The organism is Allocatenococcus thiocycli, from assembly GCF_921292965.1.
GTDB classification, from domain to species: Bacteria; Pseudomonadota; Gammaproteobacteria; order Enterobacterales; family Vibrionaceae; genus Vibrio; species Vibrio natriegens.
Genome location: NZ_CAKLCK010000011.1, coordinates 105,291 through 129,450, shown reverse-complemented (window position 1 = coordinate 129,450; position 24,160 = coordinate 105,291). Strand labels below are relative to the sequence as shown.

22 protein-coding genes and 1 pseudogene are annotated in these 24,160 nt (G+C 44.4%); 14 read left to right on the top strand and 9 right to left on the bottom strand.

The window, feature by feature from the left end; translation table 11 throughout:
• A pseudogene (locus L9Q40_RS05555) lies at window positions 1-281 on the bottom strand (choice-of-anchor I family protein); the annotation flags it as partial.
• Between the two features lie 205 nt (window positions 282-486).
• Between L9Q40_RS05555 and L9Q40_RS05550 the strand changes: the two are divergent.
• A complete protein-coding gene (locus tag L9Q40_RS05550; protein WP_498792550.1) occupies window positions 487-831 on the top strand; it encodes a HopJ type III effector protein in 345 nt (114 codons plus the stop codon).
• A gap of 18 nt (window positions 832-849) precedes the next feature.
• Here the strand turns inward: L9Q40_RS05550 and L9Q40_RS05545 are convergent, their stop codons facing one another.
• Window positions 850-1,158 carry a cysteine-rich CWC family protein gene (locus tag L9Q40_RS05545; RefSeq protein WP_020335270.1) on the bottom strand — a complete coding sequence of 103 codons (309 nt, stop codon included), beginning with the start codon at window positions 1,156-1,158 and terminating at the stop codon, window positions 850-852.
• Window positions 1,159-1,274: 116 nt separating this feature from the next.
• On the opposite strand from L9Q40_RS05545, the gene L9Q40_RS05540 reads away from it, so the two are divergent.
• Window positions 1,275-1,490, top strand: a complete 216-nt coding sequence (locus tag L9Q40_RS05540) for a DUF3820 family protein (protein ID WP_005375557.1) — start codon at window positions 1,275-1,277, stop codon at window positions 1,488-1,490.
• A 78-nt stretch (window positions 1,491-1,568) separates the two neighbouring features.
• On the opposite strand, the gene trpB is transcribed toward L9Q40_RS05540, so the two are convergent.
• Both trpB and L9Q40_RS05530 read right to left on the bottom strand, forming a co-directional pair.
• Window positions 1,569-2,768 carry a tryptophan synthase subunit beta gene (gene trpB / locus L9Q40_RS05535; protein ID WP_217999032.1) on the bottom strand — a complete coding sequence of 400 codons (1,200 nt, stop codon included), beginning with the start codon at window positions 2,766-2,768 and terminating at the stop codon, window positions 1,569-1,571.
• 194 nt (window positions 2,769-2,962) lie between these two features.
• Window positions 2,963-3,211 carry a hypothetical protein gene (locus L9Q40_RS05530; protein ID WP_020335268.1) on the bottom strand — a complete coding sequence of 83 codons (249 nt, stop codon included), beginning with the start codon at window positions 3,209-3,211 and terminating at the stop codon, window positions 2,963-2,965.
• Window positions 3,212-3,417: 206 nt separating this feature from the next.
• Between L9Q40_RS05530 and pcp the strand changes: the two genes are divergently transcribed.
• The 3 genes from pcp to L9Q40_RS05515 all read left to right on the top strand — a co-directional run bounded on the left by pcp (window position 3,418) and on the right by L9Q40_RS05515 (window position 6,691).
• Complete coding sequence (gene pcp, locus L9Q40_RS05525; RefSeq protein ID WP_498792536.1) at window positions 3,418-4,056, top strand: pyroglutamyl-peptidase I; 639 nt, start codon at window positions 3,418-3,420, stop codon at window positions 4,054-4,056.
• A 172-nt stretch (window positions 4,057-4,228) separates the two neighbouring features.
• Window positions 4,229-5,215 (top strand): CobW family GTP-binding protein, encoded by a 987-nt coding sequence (locus tag L9Q40_RS05520; RefSeq protein WP_498792534.1) that lies wholly within the window; start codon window positions 4,229-4,231, stop codon window positions 5,213-5,215.
• Between the two features lie 186 nt (window positions 5,216-5,401).
• The gene (locus L9Q40_RS05515; protein ID WP_020335264.1) at window positions 5,402-6,691 is read left to right on the top strand and encodes a DEAD/DEAH box helicase; all 1,290 of its coding nucleotides are present in this window, start codon (window positions 5,402-5,404) and stop codon (window positions 6,689-6,691) included.
• 80 nt (window positions 6,692-6,771) lie between these two features.
• On the opposite strand, the gene L9Q40_RS05510 is transcribed toward L9Q40_RS05515, so the two are convergent.
• Window positions 6,772-7,614, bottom strand: coding sequence for an arginase family protein (locus tag L9Q40_RS05510; protein ID WP_118121093.1), 843 nt, complete (start codon window positions 7,612-7,614; stop codon window positions 6,772-6,774).
• A gap of 6 nt (window positions 7,615-7,620) precedes the next feature.
• Entirely contained in the window at window positions 7,621-8,355 is a 735-nt protein-coding gene (locus L9Q40_RS05505) for an IclR family transcriptional regulator (RefSeq protein WP_014234603.1), read from the bottom strand.
• A gap of 362 nt (window positions 8,356-8,717) precedes the next feature.
• Here L9Q40_RS05505 and L9Q40_RS05500 point away from each other — a divergent pair, with 362 nt between their 5' ends.
• A complete protein-coding gene (locus L9Q40_RS05500; RefSeq protein ID WP_498792531.1) occupies window positions 8,718-10,184 on the top strand; it encodes an EAL domain-containing protein in 1,467 nt (488 codons plus the stop codon).
• Window positions 10,185-10,233: 49 nt separating this feature from the next.
• On the opposite strand, the gene modF is transcribed toward L9Q40_RS05500, so the two are convergent.
• Complete coding sequence (modF, locus tag L9Q40_RS05495) at window positions 10,234-11,688, bottom strand: molybdate ABC transporter ATP-binding protein ModF (protein ID WP_498792529.1); 1,455 nt, start codon at window positions 11,686-11,688, stop codon at window positions 10,234-10,236.
• Between the two features lie 236 nt (window positions 11,689-11,924).
• Between modF and L9Q40_RS05490 the strand changes: the two genes are divergently transcribed.
• On the top strand, window positions 11,925-12,578 hold the full coding sequence (locus tag L9Q40_RS05490) for a hypothetical protein (RefSeq protein WP_065301333.1): 654 nt from the start codon (window positions 11,925-11,927) through the stop codon (window positions 12,576-12,578).
• Window positions 12,579-12,834: 256 nt separating this feature from the next.
• Here the strand turns inward: L9Q40_RS05490 and L9Q40_RS05485 are convergent, their stop codons facing one another.
• Window positions 12,835-13,989, bottom strand: a complete 1,155-nt coding sequence (locus L9Q40_RS05485) for an MBL fold metallo-hydrolase (protein ID WP_081280164.1) — start codon at window positions 13,987-13,989, stop codon at window positions 12,835-12,837.
• Between the two features lie 446 nt (window positions 13,990-14,435).
• Here L9Q40_RS05485 and L9Q40_RS05480 point away from each other — a divergent pair, with 446 nt between their 5' ends.
• The 3 genes from L9Q40_RS05480 (at window position 14,436) to L9Q40_RS05470 (ending at window position 18,421) form a co-directional block, all read left to right on the top strand.
• Window positions 14,436-15,407 (top strand): glucokinase, encoded by a 972-nt coding sequence (locus L9Q40_RS05480; protein WP_498792526.1) that lies wholly within the window; start codon window positions 14,436-14,438, stop codon window positions 15,405-15,407.
• 299 nt (window positions 15,408-15,706) lie between these two features.
• Complete coding sequence (locus L9Q40_RS05475; RefSeq protein ID WP_498792525.1) at window positions 15,707-16,849, top strand: iron-containing alcohol dehydrogenase; 1,143 nt, start codon at window positions 15,707-15,709, stop codon at window positions 16,847-16,849.
• Between the two features lie 462 nt (window positions 16,850-17,311).
• Window positions 17,312-18,421, top strand: a complete 1,110-nt coding sequence (locus L9Q40_RS05470; RefSeq protein ID WP_498792523.1) for an alpha/beta fold hydrolase — start codon at window positions 17,312-17,314, stop codon at window positions 18,419-18,421.
• Here L9Q40_RS05470 and L9Q40_RS05465 read toward each other — a convergent pair.
• Window positions 18,418-18,576 carry a hypothetical protein gene (locus L9Q40_RS05465; protein WP_498792521.1) on the bottom strand — a complete coding sequence of 53 codons (159 nt, stop codon included), beginning with the start codon at window positions 18,574-18,576 and terminating at the stop codon, window positions 18,418-18,420. The genes L9Q40_RS05470 and L9Q40_RS05465 overlap by 4 nt on opposite strands.
• A 545-nt stretch (window positions 18,577-19,121) precedes the next feature.
• Between L9Q40_RS05465 and gbdR the strand changes: the two genes are divergently transcribed.
• The 4 genes from gbdR (at window position 19,122) to dgcA (ending at window position 24,157) form a co-directional block, all read left to right on the top strand.
• Window positions 19,122-20,255, top strand: a complete 1,134-nt coding sequence (gene gbdR / locus L9Q40_RS05460) for a choline metabolism transcriptional regulator GbdR (protein ID WP_014234595.1) — start codon at window positions 19,122-19,124, stop codon at window positions 20,253-20,255.
• A gap of 174 nt (window positions 20,256-20,429) precedes the next feature.
• Complete coding sequence (locus L9Q40_RS05455; protein ID WP_498792518.1) at window positions 20,430-21,407, top strand: dipeptidase; 978 nt, start codon at window positions 20,430-20,432, stop codon at window positions 21,405-21,407.
• A gap of 70 nt (window positions 21,408-21,477) precedes the next feature.
• The gene (locus tag L9Q40_RS05450) at window positions 21,478-22,011 is read left to right on the top strand and encodes a DUF5943 domain-containing protein (protein ID WP_065298350.1); all 534 of its coding nucleotides are present in this window, start codon (window positions 21,478-21,480) and stop codon (window positions 22,009-22,011) included.
• An 82-nt stretch (window positions 22,012-22,093) separates the two neighbouring features.
• The gene (gene dgcA / locus L9Q40_RS05445) at window positions 22,094-24,157 is read left to right on the top strand and encodes a dimethylglycine demethylation protein DgcA (RefSeq protein ID WP_498792516.1); all 2,064 of its coding nucleotides are present in this window, start codon (window positions 22,094-22,096) and stop codon (window positions 24,155-24,157) included.
• Window positions 24,158-24,160: the final 3 nt, after the last annotated feature.

Genomic DNA, 24,160 nt, shown 5'->3' with positions numbered 1-24,160 from the left:
GATAGGACATCGATGCGTTTTGCCTGAGCATTGACCACATAAAGTTTATCTGTACACCCATCATAGCTAACAATCTCTGCTGCTGATGTATCAAAAGGTGCATCCGCGATAGACGTTCCTACTAGCGTCATCCCTTGAATAGAGGTTTCGCCAGCAATCGGTTCAGTGGTCGCTTTACACTGAGCACGGAAGGATGCAAATGTATCCTCTGGCTGCGAAGAACATGCGATGGCAAGTGACGAAAGTGCTAAAACACCTATTGCTTTAAATGGGGTGGACATGATATCTCCTTATCAATCCGATACAATGTGGCTCAATGCATAATTTTTTAATAAATATTCACTAATCTTCGTGAATGCTTTTGAAGCATTGATGGACGTATGTTTTGGTAAGGCTATGAATATATGTATGATTAATGACTCTTATATTGGCTTTTTATTAAACAAATATGTCATCGGTATGATGGCATAACAAATTGGAATGAAAATGGAACTACAACAATTTTTAGATGCAGTAGCGTCGACACCAGAAAAGATTGAATTTGAAACGACCATCGCGGTGATTGAGGCGAACTACGAGTTCACACCAACTGCATTTACTAATGGTGAGACCGAAAATGGAGCAGGTGAGAACAATGGCTCGTGCAAAATCTTTGCATTTGGTTTGCTTAATAACTTAGACAAGGAAGCCACACTGGCCTGTTTTGGACGTTTTTACCGTGAAGATGTTTTACAACATCCAGAAAACGATGATCATCAGAACATTCGTAATTTTATGGTGAGCGGCTGGGATGGTGTTAAGTTTGAATCGCTAGCACTAAAAGCTAAGTAATCAAATAGAGCCAGTCGATTAAGCGACTGGCTTTTTTTCCAAACATTTTCTACACAAACACAATTGGCCTTCGTCAGGCTTGGGTAAATCTCTGGTCTCGACACCGAAACACCAACAAGTATCTTTTCCTGCTGAGATGTCGCAGTGCGCTTGAGTTCCGCATTCTGGGCATGAATGGGTAGACTCACCACCCGCAATTTGATTGATCAGACTATCTCGTTGTTCATCCGTTTTGTCTTTCCACTGGATGATCTCTTCTATCGTTCTGTGACAACCAGAACAGATGCCGCCATTGTTTTTACAGGCAGCACGACAAGGTGACTTCATTACTTTCTCGTTCTATTTTCGAATGCGGCCTACTTTAGCATAAAGCACAGTGAAACTGGTCGGGAGATCGCACCAGTGATACCCTAAGGATAATTACGTTAACCACAGTCCGACTTATGTTAGAAAAAGAAAACCTGATAAAACTGGCAAGAATGCAAATGCCTTTTGGGAAATACGCGGGAAGAGTGTTGATTGATCTTCCAGAGGAATATTTGCTGTGGTTCGATAAAAAAGGGTGGCCAAGCGGTGAGCTTGGGGACTTGCTCAAGTTGTGTTTAGCGCTAAAAATCGAAGGCTTAGATAGCGTCGTTAAGCCGCTAAAGCGAATGTAAGCCCAAAAAGTCTATTCACAGATGCTAAATACAACAAAGCCACCTAATTTAGGTGGCTTTACGTTAATACAATAAGGTTTAGATTAGCGATTCGATACCGTATTTTGCGCCGTAGTTTTCGACCACAAAATCAATATCTTTGTCACCGCGACCAGACAAGTTGATGAGAATCGACCCTTTTTCTCCTTGTTTCGCCAGTTTTATCGCGTAAGCCACTGCGTGAGACGACTCTATCGCAGGGATAATGCCTTCCTCTCGTGATAGTTCAAAGAAAGCGTCTATTGCTTCGTCATCAGTGATCGAACCGTAATTCACGCGGCCGATATCTTTTAGGTAACTGTGTTGCGGGCCAACAGATGGGTAGTCTAGTCCACTTGCCACAGAATAAACTTCTTGAGGTTCACCTTGTTCGTCTTTCAGCATGTAAGATTTAAAACCATGCATGATGCCAGGTTCGCCCAAGCTAAGCGTTGCCGCGTGTTCCCCCACTTTCTCTAAAGAACGACCCGCTGGCTCAACACCGTGAATCGCGACCTGTTCGTCTTCTAAAAAGGCACTGAATAAGCCCATAGCATTAGAACCACCGCCCACGCATGCCACGAGGTTGTTCGGTAGTTTGCCCGTCATTTCTTTAAACTGAACTCGTGCTTCGTTACCAATAATCGATTGGAAATCACGAACCATTTTAGGGAATGGGTGAGGGCCTACTACAGAGCCAATGGCGTAAAGCTGAGTCTCTGGATCTTTTAAATAAGCTTCAAATGCTGCGTCTACCGCTTCTTTCAGCGTTTTTCGTCCATGCGTTGCAGGAATCACGTTAGCGCCTAGAATTCTCATTCGAACCACGTTTGGGTGCTCTTTAGCGATGTCCACTTCGCCCATGTAAATATCGCACTCTAATCCGACAAGAGCCGCTGCTGTCGCTAACGCAACGCCATGTTGACCTGCGCCTGTCTCTGCGATCAATTTCTTTTTACCCATCTTTTTAGCGAGAATTGCTTCCCCTAAACAGTGGTTAATTTTGTGCGCGCCAGTGTGGTTAAGATCTTCGCGTTTCAGGTAGATATCAGCGCCATATTTTTTGGACAAATTCTCAGCATGGAAAATCGGACTTGGTCGACCCACAAAGTGTTTGTAAAGGCGTGCCAGCTCAGTTTTAAATTCTGGGTCTTTACAGCATTCTTCGTAGGCAGTATTGATGTCTCGCATGATTTGCTCAAGCTCTGGTGGTACAAAGCTGCCGCCATATTCGCCAAAGAATCCTTCATTGTTGGGCATTGTGTAGTCGAAAGAGTTATTCATTTTTCACGTCCTAATTTTTATGATTAGTACGTTATACCCAAAATCTTATGCGTATTGTGTGATCAGTTGCCTAAATCTTGATGTTGTTATCGCGAACTAGTTGATTAGTACGCAGTTAATACAAAAAAGCTTGCTTATCAAAAGCAAGCTAGTGGTTAGCCATATTCACATTAATGTGTACGACGTGGGCCGTTTTGAACGATATCTTTACCGTTCTCGTAAACGTGTGCTGAAACCCAACGACCCAGAATAAGCTGGTGGTTGTCTCCTAGAACCGCGACAAATGGGCGGCCATCGCTATTGGTTTTAGCAAGTGCAATACCTGCCACACCTTCAAGGCCAAGAGCACCGCTTTCAACCATGTGCAAAAAGGCTTCCAGCTCTTCAATAGTTTCGATCACTTGATCATCAATGTTCATTGTATTCAATCTCTTCGAATCGCAGATATTTTGTGGCGCGTACTCTACCTAAGTTAAGACGAGAAACCAAGTTTCTGGTACTTTCGGTAAAACTTTCTACGGTCTTCACATAATGTTTAAGAGTGAACAGGGCAATCAAATTAGTATTTGGACTAGCGAAGCAGGAGTGCAATAATTTTGCTATTCCCAATTAATTGAAAACGCACATGAAAAAAGTATTGATTACTGGCTTTGAACCTTTTGGCGGCGATGCCATCAACCCTGCTTTGGAAGCGATCAAGAGGTTAGAAGGAGAGGCCATTGATGGAGGTTTTATTGTCACTTGCCACGTGCCTGTCACGCGATATGACTCAATTAATACAGTGATAGAAGCGATAGAACAGCATCAGCCAGATTGTGTGATAACCGTTGGGCAAGCGGCTGGCCGTGCCGCCATTACCCCTGAGCGTGTTGCTATCAACGTTGATGACTTTCGAATTCCTGACAATCTAGGTCATCAGCCGATTGATGAGCCCATCATTGCCGATGGTCCTGACGCTTATTTCACAACTTTACCGATCAAGCGTGTCGTTCAGACTTTGCAACAACAAGGGATTCCTTGCCAAGTTTCTAATAGTGCGGGAACGTTCGTTTGTAATCACCTTTTTTATGGTTTGCAACACTACCTTAGAGATAAGCCACTACGACATGGCTTTGTCCATATTCCACTGTTACCCGAACAAAACACACTCGGTAACCAGTCTACAATGTCATTAGATACCATAGTGGAAGCGCTGCGGTTGATGGCGCAAGTCGTTGTTCAGCATGACACTGATATTACTGTTACTGGCGGCAAGATTTGCTAACCACAGCTTAACGTTAACCGCTTGCAGATTTTTCGAAGAGATATTTATCTTTAATATTATCAACGTGAGAGATTCGCTGTTGTAGAGGCTCAACAGCGACAAAATTATTGAAGCACATCACGTTGTCCGTATACTTTGCCAGAGTATGAATGCACTAACGTCGGAGAAAAGCATGTCAAATCGAGTACCTACCAATATACTGACTGGTTTTTTGGGATCAGGTAAAACGACGACGATCTTAAACCTGCTAAAGAAAAAACCAGCAGACGAAAATTGGGCAGTCTTAGTTAATGAATTCGGTGAGATCGGTATTGATGGCGCTTTGATGACTGACCAAGGTGCGTTGATAAAAGAAGTCCCTGGCGGTTGCATGTGCTGTACCGCAGGCGTTCCTATGTCGGTGGGCATTACTGCGCTGTTGCGTCAAAAGCCCGACCGTTTGCTTATCGAACCGACAGGGCTTGGTCATCCAAAACAAGTGATTGCGACACTAACGTCTGAGCAGTATCAGCCTTATGTTGATCTTAAAGCGACCATCGCATTGGTGGACCCGCGCAATCTGAGTGATGAGAAGTACCTTTCCAATCAAAACTTCCTTGATCAGCTAGATTGCGCGGATGTGGTTATTGGTAGCAAAGTTGACCTTTGTTCTAGCCATGACATCGATGTATTTAGCGACTGGATCACCGATCAGTCACCATCAAAAGTGTTTAGCAAGTTGATTCATGACGGCGATCTACCTATTGAAGTTTTAGATATTGAACGAGTTCATGGCAGTGCTTCTTCGCATATTGAGTCTCACCATCATGAACACGCGCATCAAGAACCACAATTTCAACTGCCACCGGGCGAAGCTTTCATTCGTAAAGAGAATAAGGGGCAGGGGTATTTCAGTTGTGGTTGGCTATTTGGCGCAGAGCATACGTTCGATTTCGATCAGCTTTTCTCTATGCTATCGGCCTTAACGGCAGAGCGAGTAAAAGCCGTAGTGAATACAGACCGGGGATGTTACGCATTTAATGTCGCGAATGCGGTGGTTACGGTGAATGAAATCAGCCTTGAAGGGTTTGAATCGAGATTAGAAGTGATCGACTCTCAGTTGCTTCCTTGGGATGAGTTAGAAAGTGTTTTACTTAAACTTTCTGGGATAGAGAAGTAACGAGTTAACTGGTTATCTCCCTTAAGCGGTCAAGCAATGTGGCGTTAGTGTTTGCCGCTTAATCTGTTTGCACAGACTTAAAACTGAAAAAAGAGAGAAAAGTGAGATAAATCACTTAAATTCGGGTATAGTGCACGGCTGAATTTTTAACGCTATTTTTAGTGGTTTGTTTAAGGAATACGCTCAATGTCATTTTCATCTCAAGGTTTTGCACCAGAAGTGGTAAAAGCGCTGGCAGAATGCGGTTATGAAAAGTTAACGCCAATTCAACAGAAGGCGATTCCAATGGCTCGTAAAGGCCATGATATTTTCGCTACAGCCCAGACTGGTACTGGTAAAACCGCAGCGTTCTCATTGCCTATGATTCAGCGACTGCTAGACAGTGATCACAGTGCCTCACGTAAGACGGCGCGTGCGCTTATTCTTGCCCCAACGCGTGAACTGGCAGAGCAGATTGCTGACAACATCAAAGCGTACACCAAATATACCGACCTATCAGTGGTGGCAGTTTTTGGTGGCCGTAAAATGTCTTCACAAGTATCAGCGCTCGAAAACGGCGTCGATATTCTGGTCGCAACACCGGGTCGTCTGGAAGAGCACATTGAGCAAGGTAATGTCTCAGTTGCCAATCTAGAGTTCCTCGTTTTTGATGAAGCGGACCGTATTTTGGATATGGGCTTTATTCACGCGGTGCGTAAAATCATGCTTGATGTGGACACGGATCCGCAGATCATGATGTTCTCTGCAACGACGTCCAGCCAGCTTAACCTATTAGCAAAAGACATTTTGCGTAAACCAAAACGCATTGAAGTTGAACGCGCAAATACAACCGCACAAACCGTTGCTCACGTACTTTATCCGGTTGATCAAGAACGTAAAACAGAGCTGCTTTCTGAACTGATTGGTCGCAAAAACTGGCAACAAGTGTTGGTGTTTGTGAACTACAAAGAAACCGCGAACGAAGTGGTTAAAGAATTGAAGCTTGATGGTATCAAAGCGGCAGTTTGTCACGGTGACCGAGCGCAAAGTGCTCGACGTCGTGCGCTTGAAGAATTCAAATCAGGCAAAGTCCGTGTGATGGTAGCAACCGATGTTGCCGCTCGTGGATTGGATATCGCGGATCTGCCACATGTCGTGAACTACGATATGCCGTTCCTTGCTGAAGACTACGTTCACCGTATTGGCCGTACTGGTCGTGCTGGTAAGCAAGGGCACGCGGTTTCCTTCGTAAACAGAGATGAAGAGCTGACCGTTGTACAAGTTGAAAACTTGATTCAACAACGAATTCGCCGTATTGAGCTAGCTGGTTATGAACCAAAGCAGCGTGAATCGTACATCGAAAAACTGAACTCCAAACCGGCATTTAAAAATCGTCAAGGACGTCGTAATAACCCTAACCAATCTGCAACAGACCAAGGGTCAGCAGAACGTCGTTTGGCGATGGTGAAGCGTTTGAAAGCACGTCGAGCGAAATAACCAATATTGACGAATTGAGCTGAATAAAAAAGCGCCCTTCATTTGGAGGGCGCTTTTATTTTATCGGTTCTATCTTGCTATCAGGCAGCGTGATCGAGAAGTGGCGCTATTTGATACAGCTCCTCAATGATCGTTTTCGTTTGTCTTGAATAGACGAGACGGTCACGATCACCAACCAATTGTATGGCTTTTACTTTGCCCGATACTAAACATAGCCTGATGGTTCTGAGTACCATTTGAATATCTAAAGACATATCACCATCAAGGTCGTTTTTGGCGATAAGCGAACCTAAATCAACCGAAATAATCACTTGGTCGCAATGGTCGAGATAATTGCCTACTTGTTGTTTGACATGATTACGGTGTCGAAAAGTAAACTCTTTATCGGTGACCCAGTCACAGCCTTGGTCCTCAGCGTATTCCCATGTCTCTTGCTTGGTATCATGTTGGTTAACACCCGCAAAAAGCAGCCTAACGTTTGGGTAGCGGGAAAGCGCAAAATGAAATGCTGACCCTACCTTTGGCTCTAATGTCGGCTTTAAATGCATTTTTTGACCAATATGCAAAATACCCACATCATCCTGACAGGCAGCGACCACTGGCAGCATAGACAAGATGGCTTCCGTGCAATTGGTTACCAATACTGGAATAGAGTGACGGGAAAGTGCCAAGCTAAGTGCTTCCTGAAAATCCCCGTTCTCTAATTGAGCATGAGTAAAATGACCACAATGCGCAGCTGTAGTTTGATCATGTTGCTGATAGAGCCATTCGCTCGCACTTTCTAAGCTTTGATTCGCTAATTCAAACGCGCCTTTTGACATCGGAGCAACATGCTCACAAACCGTCATAAAAGAAAATGGGTAGTGCTGAACTGGTGTATGTGTTGTTTGATGAAATTTATATCGTTTGAAAAAGCCCAACATGATGAATTACCTTTCTGGTGGTAGTGCCCTTGCCGCCTGCAACACGTGTAAAACGATACGTTGCTTGTCCTTCTCGACCCTGTGAGCTGGAGCCATAACCGAAACTGCGCCAACGAGCTTACTTCCTTTCATGACTGGTGCGCTGATACCAGAGACACCTGGGTCAATTTCGGAAGTACTGACGGCGTATCCGTGTTTTCTGATCGTGGCAAACTCTTGTTCCCATTCATCAAGACAATGGTCCTGTTTGAAGTAACGTAAGATCTTCTCGCCACGACTCTTAGGCATATAAGCCAGCATCACTTTGGATGAGGCGCCACGAAGCAGGGGTTGACTTTGACCCTGGACGAAGCTGCACCGTAGCGCCTGCATACTTTCTTTTTGTCTGACACACAATGCCCGATAACCAGAAGGAACCATATAGGCCGCCATTTCTCCGGTCTGCTGAACTAAGCGAGCCAAGATGGTTTCAACCATATCAAGACCGTGTTGTGAGCTTTCATAACTGTGCATCAAAAGTAGCGCAGCTGGCCCTACTACAAATGTCTTGTCGTGGACGCTTTCTTCAATCAAATTCCATTCTTTTAGCAGTTTCAAATGCCGATAGAGACTGCTCAATGGTACGTTTAATTGCTCACTTAGTGTTTTCGCAGATACTGGGAATTGGCTTACCGCTACTTTCATTAATAATTGCAGCGCCTTTTCGTTTACCTGATTAGCGTTTGCTTTGCTTGTTGTCATGTATAGGTTGTAACTTGTTGGATGATATAGGACAACTATAATTCTTAATCACTGAGAAAATAAAAATAATTTTTGTGGGCAATTCTTATTGGATGAGAAAAGCTTGGGCCGGGATGAAACTCATGGTTTTGTCTCAAAGGTGAGTCGGATGAGCATTCGTCGCGCATCAAATGGTAATTACACACAAATCACCTCAAGATACGAGGAGATTTACGAATAAACAATCAACTCATTGTTTTGTTTGCGGTCCTACCAGGTGAGTTGCATACTCACAGTATCTTATGAAAAACCTGTATTTCGTTAATCTTCCAAGGAAGGTTTTTCTGGCACCAGATAGGGTCGGTTGATAAAGGTTGTCTTACATGCTTAATAAAGCGCTTTTAAACAAACTCATTATTATTTCAATCCCTATTCCTCTGATGATTTTTAGCGCGATTTACTTCGCGCGAGAGAGTGTGCAAAGCGAACTTGAGCATCTTTTAGATCGAAACATCTCTATTGCCGATGAAATTCTGTATCAGGTTGAAACTGAAAATAGAAAGGCATTACTTCACCCGGAAAATTGCGAACAACTCCAGCAGAACTTGATGTTTGAGCGAGATATTGATGAGATGCTTATCGTCAAAGGAAATGACATTATTTGTTCTTCAAAGCTTGGTAAGGTAAACAAGCCTTTGGCTGATTATCTAACTTTTCCTCAAGGCCAGAAACTGGCTATTGGCAGAGTAGAGAATTTACCTGCGCCATTCCTGTTTATGGTTACTCTTGGCGCTCATAACGATCAGGTTGTGACAGTTATTGATCGAGATTATTTTGGAGTGACGATAGGTTTTAACAACGACCTGCGTTTCAAACGCTCAGCGCTATTTATTCATGGTCAGGTTACCCCTCCTGATGCCACAAGAAACGGCACTAATCCTATAGCGACTAAGTCTTCAACTATGTTCGACTATGAAGCCTTGAGTGAAGCAAGTGACCTGTTTGTAAACCAAAGAACGCTGTCTTATCTGGTGTACACAGGGCCTATCATCTTAATGATTTATCTGTTGTTCTATATGGTTCGCATGCTTTTTGATCCTCGTCGTAGCTTGGTTTCGCAGTTAAAAAAGGCGTTAAGAAGAGAGGATTTGACGCTGTATTACCAACCTCAGATAGATGCAGAGAGTGGGGATGTGTTTGGATATGAAGCGCTGGTACGTTGGGAACACCAACAAAAAGGTTTTATTGCTCCGGACAAATTTGTTCCCGCTGCGGAGCAGAGTGGTTTGGTCTCGATCCTGACAGACTTTGTGTTAGAAAAAGCAGCAGAAGATTTCACTAAACTGAAATTTACTCACCCTGTGCACTTAAGTGTAAATGTTCCTCCGGGGTATCTCGTCGAGCCAAAGGTTATAAGGAAGATCCAACTTATTCATAGAAAACTAAACAATAATAACGTTTCTCTGGGAATAGAAATTACAGAACGTCAGTTAATTGATGATGAGGCGCGCAAATGCATTGCCGCACTGAGAGTATATGGTATCGATGTACTGATTGATGATTTTGGAACGGGGCAGACCTCGTTAGCTTTTCTGCAACACATGCGCATTGATTATCTGAAAATCGATAAATGCTTTGTCGACACAATCGGCATCCAAAGTGTGAGTTCGTCTGTTTTGAATGCCATTGTTTATTTTGCCGATGAGTTAAAGGTTAAGCTCATTGCCGAAGGTGTCGAAACGCCTGAGCAAGCGGAGCACCTGAAGAAATTGGGCGTTCAATATCATCAGGGCTACCTCTATTCCAAGCCGTTACCATACCGTCAACTCTCGCGACAGCCAGTCACCTGAACGGATACTGTATTCAGGAGCCATAGTTCAGGAGCCATGGTTGTGCTCGTTATGACTGAAGAATTTGAGTTCGATAGCATTGCACATCATGATCGAATACAAACTCTAGATCGTTTTTAATGCTGTCTAAACGGTCTTCCTGATAATGAGAGACATAAAGTAACTGACTTAAGTTTTCTCGTGCGATGAGCTCTAAGGTATTCTTGACCAGACGTCGGCCTAAAAAGTCTAAACCTTGATATGGCTCATCCAGAATCAGCAAGGTTGGTTGTTTTACAATCGCTCGTGCAATCAGTAACAAGCGTTGCTGTCCGTACTCTAATTGTCGGAACGACGTTTTCTGGTATTGGCTCATATGCAGGATTTCAAGCCACTCTTTCGCGACTTCCAACTCTTTGCGTGTTGGTTGATGGTACAAACCAATCGAGTCATAGAACCCAGACAAAATCACTTCTAATGCGCTGCAGTTAACACGGTACTGCAGGTGCAATGCGGAGGAGACCATACCGATGTGTTGCTTGATCTCCCAGATGGTTTCACCCGAGCCGCGTTTTTTACCGAAAATATGGATGTCGTTGCTGTAACATTGCGGGTGATCGCCGAAGATCATCCCTAGTAACGTACTTTTACCACATCCATTTGGTCCTTTTACCTGCCAGTGTTGGCCTTTGTCGATGCGCCAGTTCAAGTCTGTAAAAATCTTTTTATCGGTATATTCGACGTGACCATTTTTCAGCTCAAAGATTGGGTTTTCGAAATGGGTAGCGTGTTGATGCTGGCGTATGAGCGCCATCATTTCTTCGCTTTGTTTCTCCGACTGGGATTTGATTTGCTCAATGATTGGGTGTCGATCCCAGCTTTGTTTATCCATAGTACTGTCGAGTTTGCCTGCGTTAAACAGAGCCACGCGGTCAATCCACTCTGGCATATCGGATTCACGAGAAAAGGTGATCAGCATTTGTAACGACTGAGATAATGTGTGCAAATAGTCGGCCAGTGCTGCTCGATGACTGACATCCAATCCGGTAAAAGGGTTGTCCAATAAGACTAAATCAGGCTGTGTGGCCAAAGCGCGTGCCAGCATCACTCTTCTGGTTTCGCCAGTAGACAACACACGGAAACCACTTTGCTGAAGGTGCGAGAGATCGAGCTCTTCGATAAGTTTTAGAGTCAGCGCTTCATCCTGGCAGCGTTCAAATATTAACGCATAGACGGTGCTGCCTTGGTCAATTCGGTCAAGAAAGTCGGTGTCATCTTTTTTGAGTTCAGAATCGAGCAGTCGCTGTTGTTCAGACAAAGAGACTTGGGCTACTTTTAATCCGCCAAGATCTAACGTGCCATCGATTGGCAAAAGCTCCCCACAAAGTAAGTCCCCAAGCAAAGATCCGATGTCTCCTTCGGCACTGAAAATGCCCCAGCAATGTCCGCTTTCTATTTTCCAATGCTCAATGGTTAAGTTGGAGGTGTTCCCTTTTGCAATTACGTTGTCTAAACAAATCTTCACTGTGCTTCCTTTCTTGTATGAACTTTATTTCTTTTTCTTTCTGTTGTTATACCAAGCCTGGGTGACTGGCGTAAATAGATGGATCTCAGAGAAGCGGCTTTAAACATGATGCAAATGGCTTTCTCGACAACTTGGTTTAATTGCCCAATAGGAGGCTAAGAACTATTCTTTTCTTTGTTTCTGGGAGCGCTCATCGGTCATTAGCGTGGATAAAGTAACAAATTGTAGGAGGTATTATGAGAGCTGGTCTTATGTTATTCACCCTTGTCGCTGGCTTAGCCACGAGCTCGATCTCGTATGCTGATTCAGCCGAGAGCCGTTGTGATATCTACAAAGCAGGCGATGACAATGCGGAGAAGATGATCGCTTGTACTTTTAGTCAGCGCAGTGGTTACATAACAATAAATCGCAGTGATGGCGTTGTGCATGAACTTTCTCCAAAAGGCGACACCCCCGGGGAGTTTACCGATCAAAATAGCAACATGGTTTATCGCCAGAGTGATTTGGGCGATCAGGGCTTAATTTTTCGTTTCCCTGAAGAAAGTGTTTACGTTTACTGGAATACAGATGCGTTAAATCCGGACGCGAATAATGCGACGTCTCCTTTCTCGACTGATGACTACGATGCAACAACACTATTGCGTTGCCGTGCAGAAGGGCAGGAAGATTTCGGTACGTGTCCTGCAGGTATCTTACGCATGGAAGACAATCAAGCCAGTATCGTGGTGCAAAGCCCGGCAGGAGAGCAGTTCACGATTAACTTTATGACCGATTACGTAAACGCAACCAACCGCGAAGTGAAAGCGGATTTGGAAGGCGACACCTGGACGGTGGTCATTAATGGTAAAGAAGTTTATCAAGTTCCACTGGCGGCTATCGAGGGTGGTTAATTTTTTATCGAGTGTTTTTCTTTGAGTGTTTTTCTCTGAACACTAAAGTGCCGAAGGTTGACTCCAATAATGAGCAATGCACTCAGAGTGCATTGCTCATTCTTAACTGCCTTTAGTTCTGATTGATAGCGGGTAATACGAACTCACCCATTTCCTCTATGACCTCGTTCGCAGGTCGACGTGAAGGTTTGAGGTTCAGGGCAATATGATGAAGAATCCCCCCCAGTTATCCGAACTTAATTTATTGAGACGTGGATTACTGCTTCCACCATTGAGAGAACGTCTGGTTGTTATCTTCTAAACCGACGATTTCTCCAATCATTGGTGTCATTAAGCGGTAATCTTGTCGCTGACTTGCCTGAGCGATCCGATCTAGTGGCTCATACCAGGCATGTTTAGCCAACTTGAATTTACTATTGTGCGAAGGTAATAGTGCTTTTGCGTTGAGATCGTTGGCAGCTTGAGCGACTTCTTCTGGCGTCATATGAATGAATGGCCAGTTTTTGTTGTATTGGCCAGTTTCAAGCACCGCGATATCGAAGCCGCCGAATTCATTGGCTATTGATTTGAAATGGTCACCATAGCCACTGTCACCACCAAGATAGACCTTATGTTGATTCGATACGATGGCAAATGATCCCCAGAGTGTACGATTACGTTTTAGCAATCGGCCTGAAAAATGCTGTGCTGGAAGGATATGAATTCGGCCTTCTTGCGTTGCGATGGAATCATACCAGTCGCCTTCTGTGATCTGCTCAGGGCTAAACCCCCATTGAGTGAAATAAGAGCCGACACCAATAGGCGTCACAATATGGTCAATTTTCGCTTTCAGCGCGTTAATTGTTGGGTAATCGAGGTGATCCCAGTGATCGTGGGTAATTAACAGATAATCTATTTCTGGGATGTCATCTGCGCTGTAAACATTGCTACCGGGAAATGCCACGTTGGTGTAGGGAACCGGAGAAGCGTTGTCACTGAATACAGGGTCAATTAAGTAGCGAATGCCATCTAGCTGGATAAAGTAGCTGGAATGGCCCATCCAGACCATAACATTGTCACGTGGATTCAGACCCAGTAAGTCTGACTTGACTGAAGGCAAATTGGTTACCGGAACGGCGTCGATAACAGGTTCCGTTAAAAAACGGTAGAACCCCACCAAAGCGCCATCGCTTGACGTGGATACCGGAACCTCCTCAATATTGTGAAACTTTCCGTCTACGTATTTTCCCTGGTAACTATCCACTTTCACCTGAGGGGAGGCAAACTGAGGTTGTAGCATATAGGTGTAGACACCAGCAGCAATAATGGCGAGTAGGGCGATCGCGACTTTGAGTATCTTTCTTAGTTTTAGCCCCAGTCTTTTCGTTTTTGTATGACTTAACTCGACTGTTTGAGCTTCTGGTTGAGACATCGGTTCTCCGAATAGTAGTGGTGTTTAAGCTGACGTTATATTCAAGTTCATACGCTAATCTTCAACAAAGGATGCCGTTATTTTCTACAGCTTTACTCTGAGTTTGTCCGCATAATTCCTGAACCGAGTATTTTCATCAATTTACTGTGGAGAATAAAGACCCATTCCTGTGTTATTTTTGCTCATTCGTACTATTTTTCGCGCTATATGGAATTTACCGCTGAAATCAGTAAATCGTTAACCTGTAATCCATTTCGCATAGATAGGCTCCAACCCTCTGCTATATTTAAGTGCAAATATTATGTCGTAAAGCTAACGATTTCTGATTATTGAGCATTAACTAGTTTGTTTTGTGTCACTTTTCATGGTGTTGCATTTTGTGTTGTGCGTGCGTTTTATCGCCAATAAATACACGTGATCGTTTTGAGTATTATTAAGGAGAAGCAATGTCGGAACAGTATGCCTTGGTAGGGGATATCGGGGGAACCAACGCGCGTTTAGCTCTTTGTGAGTTATCGACAGGAACGATCAGCGATATCGTGACTTACCCTGCTGCCGAATATGAATCGCTGGAAGTCGTCATGCGTCAATACCTTGATCGTCACGACACTCCGATCTCATCGGCCTGTATTGCGATTGCTTGTCCGGTAACGGGGGATTGGGTTTCCATGACTAACCACCACTGGGAGTTCTCTATCCAGGAACTAAAATCCCAACTTAACCTTCAGGTTTTGGAAGTCATTAACGATTTCACTGCGGTTTCCTTTGCTATTCCAAGTTTAAAACCTGAGGACAGAGTTCAGATCGGTGGCGGTGAAGCGATAGCCAATAAGCCGATAGCCGTATACGGAGCGGGAACCGGGCTTGGTGTCGCTCAGCTGATTCATGGCGGAAACCTATGGCATAGCGTACCAGGAGAAGGTGGGCATGTTGACCTGGCAGCTTGTACCCCTGAAGAAGACGATTTGATTGTTTACCTACGTAACAAGTTTGGTCGTGTGTCTGCGGAACGCTGTTTGTCTGGTCAAGGTATCCGAAATATATACGACTTTGCTGTGTCACACCGTGGTGCCGAGCCTGAAGATTACACTCCGGCAAAGATTACAGAGAAAGCACTTAAATCTGAATGCAAGGATTGTGAGCGCGCACTCTATCTGTTTTGCATTTTGATGGGGCGTTTTGGTGGTAACCTGGCACTGACTAATGGATCATTTGGCGGTGTGTATATTGCTGGCGGTATTGTTCCTAAAGTTCAAGAACTATTCATCAAGTCCGGCTTTCGAGTGGCTTTTGAAGATAAAGGCCGATTTAAAGAGTACCTTCAATCCATCCCTGTGTTCTTAATCACTCATTCCGAACCTGGCTTGCTGGGCGCGGGCACCTACATCAGACAGTCATTAAATATCTCTATAAATTAATATTTAACTCTAACCCGAATTCATAAATTGGATTCGGGATTCTGCTTGCCATCTTCATTTTTGTAATCAATTCTCCAGTTATAACCTGTACTTTCAAAGTGCTAATTGCCTGTTTTTCAATTTGTGAACTTCGGCTCTCTAACCTTAAAAAAATCCCCTTATTCATGCGCTGACAGGCAAAAAAGCAAAGTTATTCGGAGCAAAAAATCGCTTTAATAACCTTATAAAGAAAGAGGGTAAATAAATAGCAAAAAAGATCGACACCCTCAACAAGATCTTAACTTATAAGGATAAACACGATGAGCGTATTTAAACTGGCGTTTCCTAAAATCAATTACTCTGGTGTAGGCGCGATTGAAGCCTTAGTCGAGCGTTTAGCGAATGAACATGGCTTGGAAAAAGGTTTACTTATCTGTGACCCAATGCTTGTTGAGTTGGGGTTTGCCGAAAAACTACTTTCGAGCGCCTTAGAGCTTACTTTGTTTAAAGATGTAAGACCTAACCCTGATACCGACACGGTGAAAAATGCGTATGACATGTATGTGAATTCTGGTGCGCAATACATTATCGGTTTTGGTGGTGGTAGTTCGATTGATACGGCAAAAGCGGTCAAGATCCTATCCGCAAACCCAGGACCAATCGCCGCTTATAACGGTGTCGAGAAAGTCGAACGCTTAGGGGCGCCGCTTTATGCGATTAATACCACTGCGGGTACGGCTGCAGAAGTCACCAGTAACGCGGTTATTACGGACACAGCAACGCATGTAAAACACGTCATTATCTCAGATAAAATTATTCCAGAAATTTCAGTCAATGACGCAAGCGTTATGTTGGGTATTCCTAAAGCAACGACAGCCGCAACAGGTATTGATGCATTAACTCATGCTCTTGAATCATATGTCTCTGTTGGCGCGCATAAATTGACCGACTATATCTCTCTGGAAGCGATACAAACCATTGCAGAAAACCTTCCAGCAGCGGTAGATGATGGCACCGATATTAACGCGCGCGAAATGATGGCTTATGGTCAGTTTATTGCTGGTCTTTCTTTCAACAGTGCGGGTTTAGGTATGGTTCACGCAATGGCTCACCCTGCTGGTGCACATAAAGACTTACCTCACGGCGTATGTAACGCAATCTTGTTACCTATCGTGAGTGAATTTAACCGCCCGCACCGTGTAGAAAAATTTGCCAAGGTTGCTGAAGTATTGGGCGTAGATACTTCTGACATGACAGCAGAACAGGCAAGTTTGGCTGCAATTGACGCGCTTCATGCTCTGAACCGTCGAGTTGGCATTCCAGCAGGTTTTGGTGAGCTAGGCGTGACTGAGCAGGACATTTTGAGTTGGGTCGATGACGCATTAGCCGATCCATGCGCTGGTGGTAACCCAAGTCCTATGACAAAAGAACAGGTGATTGAGCTGTATAAGAAAGCGTTATAGTACCGATTCGAATCAGTGAGTTAAGAACAAGCCTAGTCACATGTTGACTAGGCTTGTTCGTTTTTCTCACCTAAGGCAAGTTAAAGTAGAAAATTAGGCATTAAATAGCGTTTACGTAAGTAATAAGTAATGGAATGCTTATTGGTTGAGATTTAGGTTTATTATTGTTTTATATCAAATGTTTATTGTTTGTTTTTGGGTGTTTTTACTGATTGGTCTAGGTCGGTTTTCTTACATTTCATGGTTCAACTTGGAAGATTGTACAAGGAATTCGTAGTATCCGGATAACGGTAAATTGGTGACTTGTCGCATTATAAATAGCAGAAACGTCGTTAGGAGAGACACTCTCCTAAACGGTGCACGCTCTTAAGCTAGTCATGTTGTCTCAAGTTGGGGATGACTAATTTGAGCAAATTCCGAAACTGAGATGACAAGCTTATCAGGCTTACTAGGAGAAACTAGATGAACAAACACAACGATACCAACAACACAAACGCTAGCCACGACTTGCCAGACGCTAGTCGCCGAAATGCATTGAAAATGGCAGGAGCAAGCGCGGTTGCTTTAGGTGTTGGTGCGCTTTCAGGAGGCCAGGCCATGGCAAGCACGACATTAGAATTAGGTAATAGCTGGGATAAAACTTTCGCTAAAAGCGACAAGGTTGAGCACAAAAAAGTCACGTTCAAAAACCGTTACGGTATTACGCTTGCCGCTGATCTGTATCAGCCAAAAGAAAGCACTGGCAAGTTAGCTGCTATCGTTCTGAGTGGCCCATTTGGTGCAGTGAAAGAACAGTCATCTGGTTTGTATGCGCAAACGATGGCAGAACGTGGATTTGTTACGCTAGCATTTGATCCATCTTACACTGGTGAAAGTGGTGGTGAGCCACGTAATGTTGCTTCCCCAGATATCAATACTGAAGATTTCAGTGCTGCAGTCGACTTTATCGGTTTGCTAGAAAATGTTGACCGCGAGCGAATCGGCGTTATCGGTATCTGTGGTTGGGGCGGCATGGCATTAAATGCAGTCGCAATTGACAAGCGCGTTAAAGCGGTTGTGGCTAGCACTATGTACGATATGACTCGAGTTATGTCCAAAGGCTACAACGACAGCGTTACTCTTGAACAACGTACTCAAGGGCTAGAGCAATTGGGTCAGCAACGCTGGAAAGACGCTGAAAACGGTGAGCCAGCTTACGGCCCTGTGTCTCTTGAATTACAGGGCGGCGAGCCACAATTTGTGGTTGAATATGCGGCTTACTATAAAGATCCGCAACGCGGTTTCCACCCAAGAGCAATCAACTCCAATGCTTCATGGACCATCACGACGCCTCTGTCGTTTGTGAACATGCCGATCTTGACGTACATTGCAGAAATCTCACCACGTCCGGTTCTGCTTATCCACGGTGAGAAGGCACACTCGCGCTATTTCAGTGAAACGGCGTATGAAGCAGCTGCTGAGCCAAAAGAACTGATGATTATTCCTAATGCAACCCATACCGATCTTTATGATCAGATGGATGTGATTCCATTCGACAAAATGGAAGGTTTCTTTAAGGAGCATTTAGCTTAAGAAAGAAGCCAGCCCACTAAGTAAGCCAAGGTATAAAGGTCAAAATAGAAATATCTGACCTTAAAGTATTGAGGCTGGAAACCAGTGAAACACCCGTTAAGAGAAGCCAACATCGCTTGACCATAAATGTTGGCTTCTTTGTTTATGTGCCGCATAGATATATCCCGTGATGCAATAAATTTTTTTCGTCATGATGATTATTTATGTGTGCGAATTCACTGAAATCTTGATTTGTTAACTATATCGTAACTATTGGTTAACTTTTAAAACAATAAGTTTACCGTTCTGTTGTGCCAATAGATAGACGGATTTTTCTAGCTATATCATTGTTTTAAATGGAACCGAATAATTGCTCTAAGCCTCTAAGTTGTAAGGTTTTTATTTGGTCAATTATGTTGAATGTTTGTTTAACTTTGCATCGTTTTGGTGCGTGAGATTGCAGTCGGTTGGTAAGAGACATCTTTAGGATGCTGCGGAGACAAAATTTGTTTTCGGCTTGCCAAAAAATAAGCAAGATATTCAAGCAGATATATTGACCCTTGTAGTTTTAAACTTGATGTTGCAAAAGTATGCGCTGTATTTAGATATACAGGCATAGTTGTTGCTTAGACAAAAGTGCTCGATTCGGTGTGCTAAGCAAAAACAAAAAATAGCTAGTGCTACCGGTTAATAATAAATCTCCTTTACATTGGAGTGCGCTATGTCAGTCTCAATAAATCAGTTCGATGGCTCGTCGAACAAGGAAGTAAACCGTATTGGTTTTTTGTTGTTAGATAATTTTACTATGCTCGCGTTTTCATCAGCGGTGGAACCGATGCGCATGGCAAACCAGCTGACAGGGAAAGAACTGTATGATTGGTATGTGATATCAGAAGATGGTGATTACGTTGAAGCTAGTGACGGTATTACTATCAAGCCAGATTGTTCAATGGCAGATGCCCCCCAATTAGATACATTGATTGTAGTGGGTGGTGTAAATATCACACGCAGTTTTACACGTAAACAAGTAACGTGGTTACAGTCTTTAGCCCGTAAACATGTTGGCCTTGGTGGGGTATGTACGGGGGCTTACGTGTTAGCGGAAGCGGGGTTGCTGGACGGCTATCAGTGCAGCGTGCACTGGGAATGTCTTGCTACGCTGCAGGAGCGTCATCCTCGCGTTAATTGTCTCAACCACTTATTTGTTATTGACCGAGATCGAATGACATGCAGTGGTGGTTCTGTGCCATTAGACATGATGATTACCATGATCCAGAAAGATTATGGTCGTGAACTTGGTTCAAGCATTTCAGAAATGTTCATTTGCGACAATATTCGCGGTGAAAGTGATACACAGCGCATTCCGCTTAAGCATACGATTGGTACGGCTCAGCCTAAACTAGTCGAAGCTATTATTTTAATGGAAGCGAATATAGAAGAGACTATCGAATTGGATGAATTGGCAGTGTATGTCGGCTTATCCCGTCGCCAATTAGAGCGTCTGTTCCAGAAATATTTGCAATGCTCACCATCAAAATACTACCTCAAGCTAAGACTGAACCGCGCAAGACAGTTACTAAGACAAACATCGATGTCAATTATCGAGATCGCAACTGCATGTGGCTTTGTCTCTTCACCACACTTTAGTAAGTGTTACCGCGTGCACATTGGTATTTCACCGAAAGCGGAAAGGTTGGGGACACATTCAGCAGCGGTGGCTAATGTGAGTGTCGCTCCTCCGGCTTTAGAGTCGAATACCATCGTAGATTTAATGCAATTTGATGCTCCATTACGCTCATCGAAAGCGCTATTTGAAGCGCAGCATGAGCCTACCTACGGCTCAATCTCCATCTAATCCGTTTGTTCTAAAAAAGACCGCCATCCAGCAGGATGGCGGTTTTTTTTGGTTTGCATTTTGTCGCTTAGCGTTACGCAAAAGGGATTCAGAATGCCGTTTTTAGAACACTTTTAATCGACCGTAATACCTATTCTGGAGACTAACGAGGAAAGGGAAGAATAGGGTTTAAAAATGAACGCAACGGACTTGCATGATGATTCAATAGTGATTGATGGCCTGGTTATCGCGAAGTGGGACCGAGCACTGTTTGAAGACATGCGCAAAGGCGGCATCACTGCTGCAAACTGTACGGTTTCGGTTTGGGAAGGCTTCCTGAATACGGTAAACAATATCGTAGAAATGAATAACCTTCTTGAAGAAAACAATGATTTGGTTATTAAAGTTCGCACGACAGACGACATCCGCAAAGCGAAGCAGCAGGGTAAAACCGGCGTTATTATGGGCTTTCAAAATGCCCATGCTTTTGAAGACCAGCTTGGCTATGTGCAGGTGTTTAAAGACCTTGGCGTTGGCGTTGTTCAGATGTGTTACAACACACAAAACCTGGTTGGTACCGGTTGTTATGAGCGCGACGGTGGCTTGTCTGGTTTCGGCCACGAGATTGTCGCGGAAATGAATAAAGTGGGCATCATGTGTGACCTGTCGCATGTGGGTGCTAAGACTTCCAAAGAAGTAATTCTGGCTTCTGAAAAACCAGTTTGTTACTCACACTGTCTGCCTAGTGGTTTAAAAGATCACCCGCGCAATAAGTCAGATGAAGAACTGAGATTTATTGCAGACCATGGTGGCTTTGTTGGTGTAACGATGTTCGCACCTTTTCTTAAAAATGGCATTCATTCAACGGTTGATGACTACGTTGAAGCGATCGCTTACATCTTCGACCTGGTTGGTGAAGACCAAATCGGTATCGGTACTGATTTCACTCAAGGTCACGGTCAGCCTTTCTTCGAGTGGTTAACGCATGACAAAGGTTACGCGCGCCGACTAACCAACTTTGGAGAAATCATTAACCCTGAAGGCATTCGTACTTTAGGTGAGTTCCCTAATTTAACAGAAGCGCTGTTGCGTCACGGTTTCTCTGAAACTCAAGTTCGCAAGATCATGGGCGAAAACTGGCTTCGCGTACTAGGCGAAGTCTGGGGCGAATAACAACAGTGTTTCACCATAAAAATATAAATATATAACGAGTTAGTTAATTGTATAAAAGGAAGAATACGATATGAGTACACACGCACCTGAAATGCCAATCTTGGTCGATGACGAAACAGGGGTTTGGACAACGGATGCCTTACCAATGTTGTATGTACCGCGTCACTTTTTTGTAAATAACCATATGGGTATTGAAGAAGAGATCGGTGCGGAGCGTTACGCAGACATTCTATACAAAGCTGGCTACAAGTCCGCTTACTACTGGTGTGAGAAAGAAGCCGAAGAACACGGTCTTTCTGGCGATGCCGTATTTGAACACTACATGAAGCGCCTATCTCAACGCGGCTGGGGTTTCTTTGTCACTGAGCACCTTGATATTGCGAAAGGCGAAGCTCGAGTTCGTTTGGAAAATTCATGTTTCGTATACCAGTACGGAAAAGTTAACCGCAAAGTGGATTACATGTTTACAGGCTGGTTCGCTGGCGCAATCGACCAAATCGCTGAGAGCCTGGGTCTGTCAGTGAAAACCAAAGCAGTACAAACACAAAGTGGTGCTGAGGAAGGGTGTGATTACGGCGTCTTTGAAGTAACACCAATCGGCTAAACACCAACATCAATCCATTTGTAAGTCAGTCAAGGAAGACAGCCTTGCTTGTTCGCAAGCGAGGCTGGTACAGGGGTAAATCATGTCTCAGTTCGATATTCTATTCCAACCATTAAAAATTAACAAAACGACCATCCGTAACCGCGTTGTTAGTACAGCGCACGCAGAAGTTTATGCCACAGACGGTGGTATGACGACCGACCGCTACGTAAAATACTACGAAGAAAAAGCCAAAGGTGGCTGTGGTCTGTGTATCTGTGGTGGTTCAAGTGTGGTTTCAATTGATAGCCCGCAAAGCTGGTGGAGCTCAGTTAACCTTTCAACCGATCGCATCATTCCTCATTTCCAGAATCTAGCCGATGCTGTGCATAAGCATGGCGGCAAAATCATGATCCAGATTACTCACATGGGACGTCGTTCTCGTTGGGATGGTGAGCATTGGCCAAACCTAATGTCTCCGTCTGGCGTACGTGAGCCAGTGCACCGCGCAACATGTAAGACCATTGAAGAAGAAGAAATCTGGCGTATCATCGACGACTTCGCGAAAGCAGCCGTTCGTGCGAAAGAAGGTGGCTTAGACGGCGTTGAACTGTCTGCTGTTCACCAGCACATGATCGACCAATTCTGGTCTCCACGTGTTAACAAACGTACTGACCAGTGGGGCGGAACGTTTGAAAACCGCATGCGCTTTGGTATGGAAGTACTGAAAGCGGTACGTGAAGCGGTTGGTCCTGACTTTGTTGTTGGTATGCGTATTACGGGTGATGAGTTCCATCCTGATGGCTTGAACCATGACGACATGAAAGAAATCGCGGCGTACTACGATGCAACTAAGATGGTTGATTACTTCGGCGTTGTTGGTTCTGGTTGTGATACGCACAACACACTAGCAAACGTTATTCCTAACATGAGCTACCCGCCAGAGCCATTCCTGCACTTGGCGGCTGGTATTAAAGAAGTGGTTTCTGTACCTGTTATCCACGCGCAAAACATCAAAGATCCAAACCAGGCTAAGCGTATCCTTGAAGCGGGTTACGTTGATTTTGTTGGTATGACTCGTGCGCACATTGCGGATCCACACTTGATCACCAAAATCAAACTGGGTCAAACCGACCAAATTCGTCAATGTGTTGGCGCAAACTACTGTATCGACCGTCAGTACATGGGTCTGGATGTATTGTGTATCCAAAACGCGGCGACATCCCGTGAGCACATGGGCATGCCTCATATCATTGAAAAAACAACCGGACCTATCCGTAAAGTTGTCGTAATTGGTGGTGGCCCTGGTGGTATGGAAGCGGCTCGCGTTGCAGCAGAACGTGGTCATAAGGTTACTCTGGTTGAAAAAGCGAGTGAGCTTGGCGGCCAGATCACCATCGCAGCGAAAGCCCCTCAACGTGACCAGATGGCGGGTATCACACGCTGGTTGGCAATGGAGTTAGACCGTCTTGGCGTTGAAGTTATTCTAGAGACAGCTGCAAACGCAGACATGATTCGTGAACTTAAACCTGACGTTTGTATCCTTGCAACTGGTGGTACGCCATTCATCGAGCAGAACCCTGACTGGGGCGCAGAAGAAGGGTTGGTTGTGTCTTCTTGGGATATCCTCAACGGCACAGTGGAACCAGGTAAGAATGTTCTGGTTTACGACACTATCTGTGAATTCTCTGGTATGTCGGCGGCAGATTACCTGACTTCTAAAGGCTCACAAGTTGAACTTGTTACTGATGATATCAAACCAGGTGTTGGTATCGGCGGTACGACTTTCCCAACTTACTACCGTAGTCTGTATGAGAAAGAAGTCATCATGACTTCGGATCTGGCACTGCTGAAAGTATACCGTGAAGGTGACAACCTGATCGCTCTGCTAGAGAACGAATACACGGGCGCGAAAGAAGAACGCGTTGTTGACCAAGTGGTAGTAGAAAACGGCATTCGTCCAAATGAAGCGCTGTACTACGAGTTGAAAGCAAAGTCTGTGAACAAAGGCCAAATTGACGTTGGAACCTTGTTTGCATCACAGGCTCAGCCAGTCTTATCTCAAGACAACGACGGCATGATCCTGTGGCGTTTGGGTGACTGTGTTTCACAACGTAATACTCACGCTGCACTCTACGACGCACTACGTCTGTGTAAAGATCTGTAAGGG